The 14,432-nt window shown below is 42.1% G+C and carries 15 protein-coding genes; 12 read left to right on the top strand and 3 right to left on the bottom strand.

Annotated features, from left to right (window positions below):
• The first annotated feature begins 17 nt into the window (after window positions 1–17).
• Window positions 18–836, top strand: a complete 819-nt coding sequence (gene nadE, locus BK126_RS09330; protein WP_076312263.1) for an ammonia-dependent NAD(+) synthetase — start codon at window positions 18–20, stop codon at window positions 834–836.
• Between the two features lie 149 nt (window positions 837–985).
• Here nadE and BK126_RS09325 read toward each other — a convergent pair whose 3' ends face one another.
• Window positions 986–1,996 carry a phosphotransferase gene (locus tag BK126_RS09325; protein WP_076312262.1) on the bottom strand — a complete coding sequence of 337 codons (1,011 nt, stop codon included), beginning with the start codon at window positions 1,994–1,996 and terminating at the stop codon, window positions 986–988.
• Between the two features lie 393 nt (window positions 1,997–2,389).
• Here BK126_RS09325 and BK126_RS29820 point away from each other — a divergent pair, with 393 nt between their 5' ends.
• From BK126_RS29820 to BK126_RS09315, 3 genes are all read left to right on the top strand, one after another.
• Entirely contained in the window at window positions 2,390–3,022 is a 633-nt protein-coding gene (locus tag BK126_RS29820; RefSeq protein WP_256702760.1) for a serine hydrolase domain-containing protein, read from the top strand.
• 56 nt (window positions 3,023–3,078) lie between these two features.
• On the top strand, window positions 3,079–3,429 hold the full coding sequence (locus BK126_RS29815; protein WP_256702759.1) for a serine hydrolase family protein: 351 nt from the start codon (window positions 3,079–3,081) through the stop codon (window positions 3,427–3,429).
• 166 nt (window positions 3,430–3,595) lie between these two features.
• A complete protein-coding gene (locus tag BK126_RS09315) occupies window positions 3,596–4,753 on the top strand; it encodes an S-layer homology domain-containing protein (RefSeq protein ID WP_179085527.1) in 1,158 nt (385 codons plus the stop codon).
• A gap of 92 nt (window positions 4,754–4,845) precedes the next feature.
• Here BK126_RS09315 and BK126_RS09310 read toward each other — a convergent pair whose 3' ends face one another.
• Window positions 4,846–5,187 carry a winged helix-turn-helix transcriptional regulator gene (locus BK126_RS09310; protein WP_047914374.1) on the bottom strand — a complete coding sequence of 114 codons (342 nt, stop codon included), beginning with the start codon at window positions 5,185–5,187 and terminating at the stop codon, window positions 4,846–4,848.
• 105 nt (window positions 5,188–5,292) lie between these two features.
• Between BK126_RS09310 and BK126_RS09305 the strand changes: the two genes are divergently transcribed.
• The gene (locus BK126_RS09305; RefSeq protein ID WP_076312260.1) at window positions 5,293–5,685 is read left to right on the top strand and encodes a RidA family protein; all 393 of its coding nucleotides are present in this window, start codon (window positions 5,293–5,295) and stop codon (window positions 5,683–5,685) included.
• 88 nt (window positions 5,686–5,773) lie between these two features.
• Here BK126_RS09305 and BK126_RS09300 read toward each other — a convergent pair whose 3' ends face one another.
• On the bottom strand, window positions 5,774–6,514 hold the full coding sequence (locus BK126_RS09300; protein WP_076312259.1) for a MurR/RpiR family transcriptional regulator: 741 nt from the start codon (window positions 6,512–6,514) through the stop codon (window positions 5,774–5,776).
• 528 nt (window positions 6,515–7,042) lie between these two features.
• Here BK126_RS09300 and BK126_RS09295 point away from each other — a divergent pair.
• The 7 genes from BK126_RS09295 to BK126_RS09265 all read left to right on the top strand — a co-directional run bounded on the left by BK126_RS09295 (window position 7,043) and on the right by BK126_RS09265 (window position 14,421).
• Window positions 7,043–7,915 (top strand): aminoglycoside phosphotransferase family protein, encoded by an 873-nt coding sequence (locus BK126_RS09295; protein ID WP_076312258.1) that lies wholly within the window; start codon window positions 7,043–7,045, stop codon window positions 7,913–7,915.
• Window positions 7,916–8,018: 103 nt separating this feature from the next.
• The gene (locus BK126_RS09290; RefSeq protein WP_076312257.1) at window positions 8,019–8,906 is read left to right on the top strand and encodes an AraC family transcriptional regulator; all 888 of its coding nucleotides are present in this window, start codon (window positions 8,019–8,021) and stop codon (window positions 8,904–8,906) included.
• Window positions 8,907–9,168: 262 nt separating this feature from the next.
• Window positions 9,169–10,161 carry a ZinT family metal-binding protein gene (locus BK126_RS09285; RefSeq protein WP_076312256.1) on the top strand — a complete coding sequence of 331 codons (993 nt, stop codon included), beginning with the start codon at window positions 9,169–9,171 and terminating at the stop codon, window positions 10,159–10,161.
• A 93-nt stretch (window positions 10,162–10,254) separates the two neighbouring features.
• Window positions 10,255–11,784 carry a metal ABC transporter solute-binding protein, Zn/Mn family gene (locus BK126_RS09280; protein WP_076312255.1) on the top strand — a complete coding sequence of 510 codons (1,530 nt, stop codon included), beginning with the start codon at window positions 10,255–10,257 and terminating at the stop codon, window positions 11,782–11,784.
• 42 nt (window positions 11,785–11,826) lie between these two features.
• Complete coding sequence (locus BK126_RS09275) at window positions 11,827–12,543, top strand: metal ABC transporter ATP-binding protein (protein ID WP_076312254.1); 717 nt, start codon at window positions 11,827–11,829, stop codon at window positions 12,541–12,543.
• Entirely contained in the window at window positions 12,480–13,322 is an 843-nt protein-coding gene (locus BK126_RS09270) for a metal ABC transporter permease (RefSeq protein ID WP_047914367.1), read from the top strand. Before BK126_RS09275 ends, BK126_RS09270 begins: the two co-directional genes overlap by 64 nt.
• Before the next feature lie 184 nt (window positions 13,323–13,506).
• A complete protein-coding gene (locus tag BK126_RS09265) occupies window positions 13,507–14,421 on the top strand; it encodes a prenyltransferase/squalene oxidase repeat-containing protein (RefSeq protein WP_076312253.1) in 915 nt (304 codons plus the stop codon).
• Window positions 14,422–14,432 lie beyond the last annotated feature (11 nt).

Genomic DNA, 14,432 nt, shown 5'->3' with positions numbered 1-14,432 from the left:
TAGGGAGGAACCAAGAAATGAATACTCAAAAACAAATCATAGAAGAACTGAATGTAAAGCCTAGTATTGTCGCAAGTGAAGAGATCAGCGCAAGAGTGAATTTCCTGAAGGATTATTGCAAAAAGACAGGAGCCAAAGGATACGTGCTCGGCATCAGCGGCGGACAGGATTCCACATTAGCCGGGAGACTGGCTCAGCTGGCCGTGGAATCGCTGCGTGAGGAAGGATATGAAGCTCGCTTTACTGCGATTCGCCTGCCTTACGGAACTCAGCTCGATGAGGCGGATGCGATGGCAGCCCTTGAGTTCATTCAACCAGACGATACGGTCGTATTTAATATCGAAGACTCGGTAAATGCCTTCACAAGTGAGTATAATTCAGCCGCAGGGCAAGCATTGGCGGATTATCACAAAGGGAACGTCAAAGCCAGAATGCGTATGATCGTGCAATATGCGGTTGCAGGCGAACGCGGAGCCCTCGTCATCGGTACAGATCACGCTGCAGAAGCGATTACGGGATTTTTCACCAAGTTTGGAGACGGCGGTGCAGACCTCATTCCTCTCTCTGGACTATCGAAGAGCCAGGGCCGGGAGCTGCTGAAGGAGCTTGGTGCCTCGGAACGTCTGTATTTGAAGACTCCGACAGCGGATCTATTGGACAATAAGCCTCAGCAAGCAGACGAGACCGAGCTAGGAATCACATATGAGACACTGGACAGCTATCTTACTGGACATGAGGTTGATTCGACATCTGCGGCGAAGATCGAAGCGCGTTACAAGGCTTCACAGCATAAAAGAGAGCTTCCGGTTACTCCGCAGGATGAATGGTGGAAGTAAGTCGTAAGGATCAAATTTGACCGTATACCCCGAATCTCTAAAGTAGAAATTCCCAGATTGATAATCCTTAATTTAGTATCTAAAAAGTAAAAGCTCCGAAAACCCACTGCAATCAAGGGTTTTCGGAGCTCTTTTTTTAAGAGTTAATCCTATACAGGAATGCTCTTTATTTCATAGATTTTTTGGAGTGTATCGACATGCATGGTCTTCTCTTCATCATCCTCAGTGTGGAGATACCACTCCACGAGCCTGTACCCGAATGCGAGAAGGATCATCTCGTGTACACAATGCTCGGCAATCTGAGATACATCTGCATATTCCGAAAATCCTTTGTAATACGCAGGGACACATCGCTGGTAGTATTCGACCATGTGATGAATATCCGCTTCATCCGCAATCAGGCTTGCGAGATCCTCGCCCAGGTAGCCCCATCCGGATGTATCCCAGTCGATGAGCGCGATTTTCTCCTCGGTATAGATCAGGTTGGTGACCCAGAAGTCCCGGTGGCACAGCACGAGGGGCAATTTCTCGATGCGGGCAAATATCTCATCTGAGTGCTCATCGATATCGATAAGCATTTGCCGCGCATGCTGCGGGAAAGCACAGTCCTCCGAGCGTATATAGTCATACACTACCGGCCATGACCGGTAGTGGAGATACGTATTCTTCATGAGATCCGCAGGGCTCAGGTTGGTCAGACTCTGCAGTACAGCGGGCTGCTCTGCGTACAGCTTGCCTTGATAACGGCCTAATTCCAGCGCGGCGTGCTCATACATATCACCAGTCAAGTCTAAACCTGATACGCCATCGATATATTCCAGCCATAACTGGAATTCATCTTCTTCGGCATTCATCTCCGCGTAATAACATGTCGGCCAGCGTAAGGCATCCGAGAACGTCGCTCCCAGATCAGATGCATAGAGATCATATTCCCGGCGCCAAGAACCCGGATCGCCGTATCGGTCCCATTTCTTCTGGATTTTAAGCACGATATGGTATGGCAATTGGTCACCATCCATGCTATCGGCGTTTCCAGTAACGAGGTACACATTACCCACAGTGCCGCCTTGTAGCGATATCGTTTGAAAGTCAGTGGAGATAATATGGGTCTTGAACTGCTGGCTTAAGGCATGGATCAGTGCATCAATTTTAATATTCATTTTTAGCTCCTTTAATATTGTTTGTTAGACGCAAAAAAGATACGACCTCCATCGTATCTGCAAACAGCAATATTCACGAAAGGTTACTTTGGATGGCATACCAAATAATACGGGCATTTTCCGTTTCTAATTGCGTATGCCTGCTATTCAGTTTCTAAGACAGAACCACCATATAAGTCGCAGCCATTAAAAACATCTCCCTTCGTGTCAGGAACTTGCTTATCACTAAGCTAAATATAAAATATCCTTTATTGGAAAAATAATCAATATAAAGTTCAGATGCCTGCTTGAAACATTGGAGAGAACGAACAGTTATCAACCTAATGAACGGGCAGGTTAATGTAGTGAACTGTCGAATATTTGATTTAGAAGTTCCATTAACGGAGGGGTACCATGAATCTTAATCAATCAATTCACACTTTTGATGAGCTTAATGATCATGTGGAGGAGATCAGGAATCAAATTTCTGCATCAGGATCATCAGTCCTGGTCATGCAAAATAATCAGATCGTAAATGAATGTTATTCTGGCTACCATGATAAGTCCGCTAACAGTCGATCAATAGATGAAGATTCACAGTTCAATGTAGCATCCATTCGCAAAGCCTATCTTGGTCTGGCGATCAGCCTTGCGCTCTATGAAGGGAAAATAAGAAGTATTGACGATTACATCGTAGACTATTTAGAAGATACAAACGTGAAGGTTTTACACAATACAACCATACGGCATATCCTGACACATACTCATGGCCTGCAAGGACCAAACGAAAGGCTATTCCCACCAGGGACAGATTGGAAATACAATAATGCGGGGGTTAATTTGCTTATTAGGATCGTACATAACGTATTTAACCAATCTCTTGCACAAGTGTTAAGGGATCGAGTATTTGCCCCTTATGGATTCATAAATACAGACTGGAAACATAAGAAAAATGACAAGTTGGTATGGGTTAATGAAGAATACTCAAGCAATGACGGCAGCGAGGCGAATCTATTTGTAATGAATCAATTTCAAAATACCTTTTAATCATTTATGAAATTGATTCGAATACACGAGATTTAGCTAAATGGGGAAACTTGTTTTTGAATAAGGGGAAGAAGTATAAGGGGGAACAAATACTACCTCGTTTAATCTTCGAACAAGCCGTTTCCATCGTGACTCCAAGTCAGCTCGATGAAGCTTTACCTCGAAATGGGTTCTTTTGGTGGGTAAAAGATATGAACCGGCCAGTATCTGAGCTAGGGTACGACCTTCCTCGGGGCTCCTATCAATTATTCGGTTTCTTTGGAAATGCGGTTCTAGTTATTCCTGAGTATCACGTCGTGGCCGTCAGAATGTTAAATCAGCTCGGACCTAATCCCCCAGGGTATGATTATATCCAAGACATCCAAAGGTTTGGAAATTTAGTATTGAAATGTATTGATAAAGGATGAGTAGAAAAATGCCCCACCACTGTTTCGGTATATTATATTGCACCTCGATTGGCAGGCACGGTTTTCCGATATATACATATAGTTTTCAATCAATTCTAAGAGAGGATGATAAAGTCTGATAAATATCAAACGTATGACCACTGGCTTGATTTTAGCATCATTCTTAATGGGAGCAACAACGGTAGCAGCTGAATCAGAAATAACGGTGCTTGACGATGAGGATATCGTTACTTCGCTATGGATGCATAGCACTCCAGCTGTAGGCATGGATGGACATTGGGCCAAACGTCTCTTTCAATGGGGGATCTCTCAAAACATAATTAATGGATACTCCAATTCAAGCCTTAAGCCTGACCAAGTAATAACAGAAGCGGAATTCCTGAAGATGTTGTATAGAGCAATGGGTATGGCTATTCCGAATGCAAGCAGTATCTATCAACAAGAAGAAAGTTGGACAGAGGGTCCTTACTGGATAGCTAAGAATTATAACCATCCTGCACTAGGAATAGATACTTTTAGCAAGAGATTTCAGCCAATTACAAAATTACGGGCTGCCGAAATCATTAGTGCTTCACAGGGTGTTCACTATACAGGAGCGGATACTGTTGCCTATTTAATTGGACATGGAATAGCTAATAGCGAAGTTAGTTCTCCAGAACAGTTTGATGGTAATAGTACATTCACTAGAGCAGAAGCACTCCAGTGGATACGTCAGCTTGCCTTTCATGGAAAACTTGAGCTTTATGAAAGACCTGTAGTTCCCACAGAGCTTAGTCTTATTCCTGATGCGTCCATTGTCACTAATGAATTAATTCCTGATTTTAGTACAGAGCCAGTCACACAAGAGGATTTTAATTTGTACGGTAGTGGTGGATTTCCAGGTCTTACCTTCGGAGATTTGAAACAAACCGTCGATAATCGGTTTGGCAAAACTACTGAACAGGATATATTTGATTTTGATATTTATCCATTATTCTCTGGACACTTTAACGAAAATGGAGAGCTAGATGCTTGGAGCGTAGATTTGAATACTGATACTCCCAATACAGCACCTTTACTTTCCACAAAAAAAGGCATCGTGTTAGGTAAAAGTTCTTTGTCAGATATCATAAGCCAATATGGATCGGCAGGAGTTAGCGGACAAGGAATCATACAGTTTTTCTATGAAAAGACGAAAGATGGTACCTTTCAGGACATTTCGATTTATGATCCAATTCAAAGTATGGAAGACGTATATACGATCACATTTATTGTCGATGACGAAACCCAGGTGCTCTATAATATAATGGTAAGCTCTTTAAAGACTGCTTTAGGCTATTCATAAGTGAATACGAAACTCCATTATGCACAATTAGCAGCTGCGTCAATGTGATACAGCTGCTTTACTATAGTTGCCAACGGTTCCAAAAACCCAGTTTACACGCCTCGATTTTTTACTCCCCACTCACATAATTCTTCTAATAAAGGTAAGAGCGTCTCCGCTTTGTCTGTGAGACTGTACTCTACCTTAGGAGGGACTTGTGGATATTCCTTCCGCACGACAAGACCATCTGCTTCCAATTCTTTGAGCTGTGAACTCAATATTTTATAAGTAATTGCTCCTATTTGTCTCTTAAGATCATTAAACCTGACAGGTTGATTCTCTGCTAACAGATAGATGATAACCATCTTCCATTTGCCGCCGATCACTGACATCGTATAACCAAATGGGGTATCTTGAATATTACGAACTTTGCCTTTATATTCAGCCATACTCATCATTACACTATCCTTTCGGGTAGTAGCTATCAAAGAAGTGCGTACTACATTTTTATCATTGCTCATTTTATACTAACCTTACTTTGAATTGAAGGAGAGAATAAAATGAAGAATATTAAAACTTACAATCATGGTGTTGCTTGGGAAGAAGCCTTTGGTGTTACCCAAGGATATAGTGTGAATGGCACAATCTATATTTCTGGGCAATTTTCCCACAATATGCAAGGCGAGTTCGTTGGTGAAGACAATTTCGAAGTACAGACACTGCAGACGTTCGAGAACCTCGATCGTGTGCTTACAGGGTTTGGTGTCACAAGGTCTAATCTTGCTGAGTTAGAAATTTATATGACCCAACCGGAAGAGCATTTTGAGCAGTGCGTCCAATTGTACAAAGCGTACATAGGAGACCATAGACCGGCTGTTACTTCCGTCGGTGTATCGAGTCTAGCGTTTCCACATCAACTAATTGAGATCCGAGCCGTCGCCCACACCGATTAACTTGATGCTATAAGTAGATGGGGAAGATATAGATTTCACTATGAGCCAAACGGAAATGATCTGGTGCGTGATTCAACGTAACGAGGTATTATTCAATCTTCATTAGCTTATTGCGTCTATATACTTCCCGTCCCAACCATTCCAGAACAAAAAGAACTGGCACCTGAGTGGTGATATTCGCTGATTCGTAAAATTCTTCACTTACATAATAGGGAATATTGATGTCGGAAATTTTAGAAATTGTTGATTGTCTGTTATTTGTAATGCTAATTATTTTGTTCTGTTCCTGCTTTAGTTGTTTAAGGTGAGTAATGGTAAACGTGTTCTCACCGGATGTTGATAGTGCAATGGTGATACTATTCTGTCGTACTTTAGCATGGATAGGGAAGTGAGGATCCTTTATATACATAGAAAAAGTCCCCAAATTCGAAAAATATCTAGCACCATACTCGGCCATAATTCCGGAACTTCCCGTACCAATAAAAATGACGGAGCTCGCTTCTGCTACAAGTCGGGCGGCCTCCTTGATTTTTTCCTCCCATTCGGGTTTTAGGGTTCGTTCAAAAAATTCGAATATAGCGTGGTGTGAATTTTTTAACGATGTTTTCTTGTGCTGGGCCAGATGCATTTTCAATTTTACTTTAAATTCAGAGAAACCTTCACATTGATTTTTTCGACAGAAACGCAGGATCGTCGCTGTGGATACATGAGTTTCATCTGCTAATTCTCTGATACGCATATACGCTACTTTTTCCATGTGTTGAGAGATATAGTTATATAGTGACAATTCTAAATCGTTAAAAGATAAAATCTGTTCGTTCGAGAACATGGGGGAGAACTCCTTCACATTATTAGTTAAGATCTTTTATATTTGAGTATTTTTATTATACATGATTCCAAAACGCTATGTTTCATATATGTAACAAATATCAATTCACGTCAATAAGAAATAAATCGGGAAACATGTATATTTTCGCTGATTATAAGCGTAATATTCGATTGAAGGAAGCAAGCTTTACCATTAGAAATTGGATGTTACAAATCGTTCAGTGAAGGAGATCTGACTTATGAATCGTTGGATTAGAGAAGTAGTAATTCAAAGGTTGGTTACATTAATTGTGTGCGAGGAAAACGAAAGATACAGAGCGTTGTACAATTCCTACCTAGATAAACTCATGAAAGATAGTGACTAAGTAATCTGCTTAATTTATTCGAGAAAGTGCAGCATTAAAGATCTGGAAGGCTAGTTCACCTATAATTGAATATTACCAGCACAGCTCCTTATTATATTGATACGCTGTTAGATAAGAAGAGTCATATTGTGCTGACTTAATAAATCTAACGAAGAGGTGTTAACATGGGAGCAGGAAAGATGCATGCTGACGAAATGGAAATTGACGAAGCGCTTGTACGCCGTCTCATTCTGGAGCAGTTCCCCCAGTGGGCAGAGCTAACCCTGGAGCGGATCGAGCCGGCGGGCACAGTGAACGCCATCTTTCGGCTCGGCGACGAATATTCTGTTCGTCTTGCACGGCGCGAGGGACCTGCGATACCAGAAAGTCGTGAATGGATCTGGCTGCCCAAGCTCGCACCCTTACTTCCGCTGGAGACGCCTCTTCCTATTGCACAAGGGCAACCGAATAACGAATATCCGTGGTTTTGGGAAATACATACATGGGTTGAGGGGAAGATGGTGCCAATAGAAGAGATGGACGTAATTCAGGCAGCACGTGATCTTGCAGATTTCGTTGGAGCACTGCAACAAATCAATCCATCGGGGGGACCGTCAGGACGCGGTATTCCTCTGGCTCAGCGGAATGAAGAGTTTCAATACTGGCTGGCACGGTTCGATGGCGATCCTGCCGTGTCCGCAGTGTGGGAATCTGCGCTTGCTGCGCCTCCCTGGAACGGCCCACCCGTTTGGCATCACGGCGACCTCGATGTGCGTAACTGGCTTGTGCGAAACGGACGCATTACGGGTGTGATCGATTGGGATACAATGGGTATTGGAGATCCAGCGTGCGACATCATGGTTGCATGGAAGCTGCATTCCGCAGCAGCCCGTGATGCATTCCGCGAACATCTCCCGACAGATGATGCTACGTGGGCAAGAGCAAAGGGATGGGTCGTATCCCAAGCGGTATCAGCTCTTGCATACTACACGCCGGACAACAATCCTGTTCTGTACCATGAGGCTAAGTCCTGGCTTGACCTCATATTATCTGAATGAAGAAAAGCACCCACTCCCCCCGGATATGAAACTTAATTGAGCACAAATAGTTGCGATACGAAGCCATGGCATAACTATACTTTGGATAAGAGGGAGGGATCAGATGGATTGGCTTATGAGAATGAACCGGGCATTAGATCATATCGAATTGAATCTAACCGGCGAGATTGACTTAAAGGAAGTAGCTCAATGTGCTTGTTGTTCATCACATCAGTTCCAAAGAATGTTTTCATTCATTACAAATGTGCCTTTGGCAGAATATATCAGGAGAAGACGGCTTACTCTCGCTGCTATTGAATTGCAGAATAGTGACATGAGAGTTGTTGATATCGCCATAAAGTATGGTTATGAATCTCCAGTTTCATTCGCAAGGGCTTTTCAATTATTACATGGCGTAAATCCAGCAATGGCCCGGGAAGAAGGGACTGCCCTCAAAGCCTATCCACGGATCTCCTTCCTTATTTCAATCAAAGGGGAAGAGGCTATGAATTACCGTATGGAGACAAAAGAATCCTTTCAAGTATTCGGAATTGAAAAAGTGTTTCGATTAAACGGAGTGGATACGCCAGCAGACTTATGGAAACAAAGCCATGCTAATGGCGAGGTAGAAAGGCTTGCTGCGAATGCGGGTGACCTGCCTGCCTCTATCAATCAGGACTATCATAAAGTACATGCTGTTTGTAGCTATAAAAAAACGGAAGAGGATACCTTCCCCTACATGCTGTGCGCATTTAAGGATGAAGCCAGTAAAACCGATGGGTACACAAGTATAACGATACCCGCCCACACGTGGGCGATCTTCTCATCCGATCCTTTTACATGGGATAAATTTAATGAAACGATTGAAACGCTATATAGGCGGTTCTTTTCTGAGTGGCTGCCTACGGCCGGATATGAACAGATCGACGGGATGGAATTTGAGATTACAGGAAGTAAGGATGATGGTCTTAATTTTGTAGAGCTATGGTTTGCAGTCAGGAGAATATCCTGAGTGTATATACTTGAGAGAAACGACTTAAATTAATTCAAAATAGCAAGGAGTAGTTTGCCTTTTGGCCAGCTGCTCCTTTTCTTTTAGCCTAAGTGAATTCCCTATTACAGCTCCTCCCAATGCAGGACTCCCCACCGCTGTTCAATTTAGAAATATTAAATAAAAACAATTATTTAAGCTTGACAATTAGTATAGAGCCGTGTAACCTTTAAAACGTAATAATTACGATTACGATTAAGCGCGACGAGAGGGGAAGACACACTTGAAGAAATTATCTTTACTTATTAGTTTATTGGCATTAAGCGTAATGTTAGCCGCTTGCCAAGATGCAAAAGAAGGGGAAACTGCTAATCATAACGCAGCAGAAACAGAAGAGACAGGAGTACAAGAAACTGATGTACAAGAGACCGATGTACAAGAGTCAGGAACAATTACAATAGAAGGCTTAGGTGACCATTATCATACCGGAGATACCATCGAATTATCTGCTGTACTCAGTGAGAATGTCGATTATGATCACTGGCATTGGTACATAAAAGAAAGCGATCAAACGGAATGGGAAGCGGCTTCTGGTCAAGAGGGGGACACCTTTACAGGGGAGGCAACGACGGATGGTTTAGAAATTAAAGCTACACTGTACGATGGTAATCATGAAGTGTACGCAGAGTCCGAGCCGGTTACCATCGTTATCGACGACCACCATGGTCATGATGAAGAGAGCAAAAACATTAATGCAGGAATCTTTGAAGATGAACAAGTCAAAGATCGTGAATTATCGGACTGGGAAGGTGATTGGCAGTCTGTATACCCCTACCTTTTAGCTGGTGATTTAGACGAAGTGTTTGAACACAAAGCAGAAGAGGGCGATATGACTGCTGAAGAATATAAAGAATACTACACAACTGGGTATGAAACAGATGTAGAACGCATCATTATTGAGAATGGCAATGTAACGTTCTTCCGTGATGGAAAAGAATCTTCAGGTGACTACGAATACGATGGTTACGAGATTCTTACTTACGAAGCAGGTAATCGAGGCGTGCGATTTATTTATAAGCTCGTAGATGAAAATGCAGATATGCCGCAATATATTCAATTCAGTGATCACCTCATATTCCCAACGGACTCACATCACTACCATTTATATTGGGGAGATGATCGTGAAGCTTTATTAGAAGAGGTTACCAATTGGCCAACTTATTACCCTTCTGATTTAGATGCAGAGGATATCGTTCGTGACCAATTAGCGCATTAAATCCACAGAGGAGAAGAGAAGCATACCGCTTCTCTTCTTCCTGCTTTCGTTTTACTTGTTTTAACTATATCTAGCAAAGGAGATTTATAATACATGAATCGAAAAATGCTTCAAACCCTTTTCGTTTTTTTAACTGTAACCTTAGTTCTTTTTGGATGTGAGTCACAAAACACAGAAAATACGACTAACAACGATGGATCCAAGATTTCTGTGATAGCTTCTTTTTTACCTATGTATGAATTCACTAAATATATTGCTGGAGATCGGGCGGATGTGCAGCTCATGGTCTCTGAAGGACAGGATGCCCATCAATTTGAACCAAGTGCACAAGATGTCGCGGCTGTAAACGAAGCGGATGTATTTGTCTATAGTAGCGATGAGATGGAGTATTGGACAAAGAGTTTATTGAATACCGTAGAAAATGACAACCTTATCATTGTACGAGCAGCCGATGGACCTGAGAAATCGGACACAGTAAGTGTTCAAGTTGAAGGTGTGGCCGATCACTATCATACGGGTGGTGAGATTAAGCTAACGGCGAAATTAACAGGCGATGTCGATTATGATCACTGGCATTGGTATCAACGAGCAAGTGCAGATGAAGAATGGGCAGTTGTCTCTGGACAAGGGACAGCAGCATTCACCATAGAAGCCCCGGAAGATAGCTTTGAAGTTAGAGCCGTTATATATGATCATAATCATAATGTTTATGCGGAATCCGAGCCGGTAGAGCTTGTGATTGATAATCATGATTCCCATGCTCACGAAGATGAAGACCACGCAGGACATGAACATGAAGAACACAGCGGTGCACAAGCAGGAGAAGAAATATCGATTGTGGGCTTAGCAGATCATTATCACACAGGCGATGTGGTTACACTTGCTGCCGAAATGAATGAAGAGACAGAATTTAAAAGCTGGAATTGGTTCATAAGAGAAGACGCAGATCATGAATGGGAAGCAGTACCTGATCAAGAGACGGAGCGTTTTGAATATAAAACAACAGGAGAAAGCTTCGAAGCGAAGGCTGTACTGTATGATCATGACAAGAATGTTCATGCAGAATCACAAATAATCTCTGTAATCATTGATGATCATGAGAATCAAGACCCTCATATCTGGCTTGATCCGGTATTGGCACAAGATCAGGTCCTGGCTATTCGCAATGCCTTAATCGAGGCAGACCCCGATGGAGAAGCAGTTTATGAGGACAATGCGGAAGCATTTATAGAAGAGCTTAAAGCGCTGGATAAAGAATACCAGACTACATTAAAAGATGCAGCACATAGAGCCTTTGTCGTACAGCATCAAGCTTTCGGCTACCTTGCAGATCGTTATGATTTAGAACAAATTGCGATTGGTGGACTATCTACTGAAGTAGAACCAAGCCCTTCTCGAATTGCGGAAATTGCTGATTTAGTTCAAGAATACAATGTTCCCGTTATTTATTATCAACAAGGGGCCAGCTCCTCTATCGCTCAAACGGTTGCTGCAGAAACAGGGACAGAGACAGCTGTCTTATATGATTTAGAGGTGCTTTCAGAGGAATTAATAGAGAATGATTTAGGGTACTTGGAAGCGATGCGTCACAACCTCAAAGCGTTGCAAGCCAGCATTAAATAAGTAATTAAGAGGAACAGAGTAAATAGAGAGGTAAATAATCTCATGTACTATATTAAAGTCGATGAACTGGCATTTCATTATGAACAGGAGCCTGTTCTTACGAATATATCCTTTGAATTAAATCCAGGGGACTTTATCATGCTGACAGGGGAGAATGGAGCGGCGAAAACCACTTTAATTCGGAATATATTAGGTTTACTTAAGCCTACAACCGGTAAAGTTAGCTTATCCCCCAATAATCGTCTCGGAGAGAAGCTAGTGGTTGGATATGTCCCTCAACAAGTTGCTTCGTTTAATGTCGGTTTTCCCAGTACAGTATTGGAATTAGTTCAGTCTGGTCGTTATCAGAGAGGCAAATGGTTTAAGAAATTAAATAAAGAGGACAAAGAACAGGTCAAGCGTGCCCTTGAATCCGTTGGAATGTGGGATATGCGCTATAAAAAGATTGGAGAACTGTCCGGAGGACAAAAACAGAGAATCTCTATCGCACGTGTTTTTGCTACAGACCCTGATCTGTTTGTATTGGATGAACCTACCACAGGAATGGATACAAAATCACGCGAAGAATTTTACAAATTGTTAAAGCATTACAGTGAGGCACATGGGAAGGGAATTTTGATGGTCACACACGATCATGATGAGCTTCGAAAATACTGTAACAAACATATTGAACTTATACGAAAGGTGGGCTTACCTTGGAGATGTTTCTCTATGGATTCATGCAAAGAGCTTTCCAGGCCTCCCTTGTCATCTCATTAATTGCACCCATGCTAGGATTGTTTCTCATATTACGCAGGCAATCCCTTATGGCAGATACTTTATCCCACGTTTCATTAGCTGGAGTCGCATTAGGACTATTAGTCAGCGTTAACCCAACCTGGACCAATATCTTGATGGTCGTAGTTATTGCTGTTTTACTGGAGTACATGCGTATGCTATATCGAACGTATTCTGAAGTGTCTATCGCCATTTTAATGTCAGCTGGGATGGCTTTAGCCTTGTTTCTAATTAGTTTGAGTCAGGGTGGTTCCACACTAAATATCGAAAAATTTTTATTTGGATCAATCGTAACCATTAGTATGGAGCAGGTGTGGATACTCTATATATTGGCGGGTATAATTTTGTGCTTATACCTAGTGTTTCGGAAGGCGATGTACGTAATGGTTTTTGATGAAGAAACGGCTTTTACTGCTGGCTTACCCATAAAGACGATGTCTATCCTATTCAATGCTTTAACGGGAATAACCATTGCTATCATTATGCCAATCGTAGGCGCACTCTTAGTATCTGCGATTTTAATATTACCTGCAGCGATATCTATGCGATTGAGCAGAAGCTTTTCAAGCACAATATTGATAGGGATTCCTATTACATTAACGGGTATGTTAAGCGGATTAGTAACTTCTTATGAGTATGGTACTCCACCGGGAGCAACCATTACTTTAATTCTCGTTACCATCTTAATCGTTATAACCATCGCAAATAAATTGGTACAAGTATTCAGGATGAATAAAAGTTGGAATAAGAAGCAGACCTAAAATTATCAAATATTCCATTAGTGATACGTAAGATTGAGATTGTATGGAGCTGTTGCCAGTTGGCAGCTGCTCTTTTTTTTCATTTAGGGTAGATTAGTTTAGAAGGTAACAGCTATCTGGTGATATAATTAGGAAAATATGACAGTAATCAAATCAGTTTTAGACATAACAGAGGAGATAACAAATGGAGACGACTCAAACTCTGCGTTTGGAAATCGAAAAATCTATACAGTTTCTTGAATATGCCCCCCATTTTACGATGGATCACGGTGAATGCACTCGTCGAAAATGGGATGGGGCTTGGTGGCATATGGCTGCTCTCTATGAAATGGGAGAGGTGAGGAGAATCCCACAATCCTCTATTGAAAGAGCTAAATATCTCCTCAAAACTCAGGTCTGGCCAACTTTTATTATATCTGAGGACGACGGTCCATCAAGTGAAAGGGATAAGCTGAAGATGGATTGCTGTCACTGTGAACTCGCTGTTTTTTATATGATTCTGACCGCTTATGGCTGTGATTTGGACAAGGAACTGCCTTGGATCCGGGAATGGCTGTTAAAACATCAATTACCTGATGGCGGACTGAACTGTGATCCTGAAGCTTATACGCATTCTAGGAAAAGTTCTATCGTCTCTACGTTACCTCCCCTGGAAGCTATATTATTACATACCAACCGCGAATTTACGGTGCAGGAGGCTGTTTTCTTAGACGAAGGTGCACGGTATTTAATCGAGCATCGTCTTGTGTGTTCTAAGCAAAAAGGGGACATTATCGATGTGGAGTGGCTGAAGCCTTGCTTTCCGAGGTTTTTTGAATATGATATTTTACGGGGTATGTTCTTCTTGGCAGAATGGTCCGAGCGTAGAAATAAACCGCTGCCTCTTGAAGTTTTAAACGAAGGTATGAAACGCTTGAGTACATCATTAACAGCAGAAGGCGTGCGAATCGGTAGACAAATCTTTGATCCACAGGGCCCTTGGGGAGGACATACCTTTTCTTTGTTAGTCGAAACTTCTAACATTGGCGCCGTGTCACCTTATTTAACGAGACAATGGAATCGAGTATTTGAATTGGCCCACATGGACGGAGGAGAGTAATTATTAAACAA

Origin of the sequence: Paenibacillus sp. FSL H7-0326, assembly GCF_001955535.1 — a bacterium.
GTDB lineage: Bacteria > Bacillota > Bacilli > Paenibacillales > Paenibacillaceae > Paenibacillus > Paenibacillus shunpengii.
The sequence above is the reverse complement of the archived record's forward strand: the minus strand, read 5'-3'. Positions and strand labels throughout refer to the sequence as shown.

Coding starts and splice junctions, on each gene's coding strand:
- nadE (WP_076312263.1), top strand. CDS start 18: ATGAATACTCAAAAACAAATCATAGAAGAACTGAATGTAAAGCCTAGT.
- BK126_RS09325 (WP_076312262.1), bottom strand. CDS start 1,996: ATGAATATTAAAATTGATGCACTGATCCATGCCTTAAGCCAGCAGTTC.
- BK126_RS29820 (WP_256702760.1), top strand. CDS start 2,390: ATGAATCTTAATCAATCAATTCACACTTTTGATGAGCTTAATGATCAT.
- BK126_RS09315 (WP_179085527.1), top strand. CDS start 3,596: ATGGGAGCAACAACGGTAGCAGCTGAATCAGAAATAACGGTGCTTGAC.
- BK126_RS09310 (WP_047914374.1), bottom strand. CDS start 5,187: ATGAGTATGGCTGAATATAAAGGCAAAGTTCGTAATATTCAAGATACC.
- BK126_RS09305 (WP_076312260.1), top strand. CDS start 5,293: ATGAAGAATATTAAAACTTACAATCATGGTGTTGCTTGGGAAGAAGCC.
- BK126_RS09300 (WP_076312259.1), bottom strand. CDS start 6,514: ATGTTCTCGAACGAACAGATTTTATCTTTTAACGATTTAGAATTGTCA.
- BK126_RS09295 (WP_076312258.1), top strand. CDS start 7,043: ATGGGAGCAGGAAAGATGCATGCTGACGAAATGGAAATTGACGAAGCG.
- BK126_RS09290 (WP_076312257.1), top strand. CDS start 8,019: ATGGATTGGCTTATGAGAATGAACCGGGCATTAGATCATATCGAATTG.
- BK126_RS09280 (WP_076312255.1), top strand. CDS start 10,255: ATGAATCGAAAAATGCTTCAAACCCTTTTCGTTTTTTTAACTGTAACC.
- BK126_RS09275 (WP_076312254.1), top strand. CDS start 11,827: ATGTACTATATTAAAGTCGATGAACTGGCATTTCATTATGAACAGGAG.
- BK126_RS09265 (WP_076312253.1), top strand. CDS start 13,507: ATGGAGACGACTCAAACTCTGCGTTTGGAAATCGAAAAATCTATACAG.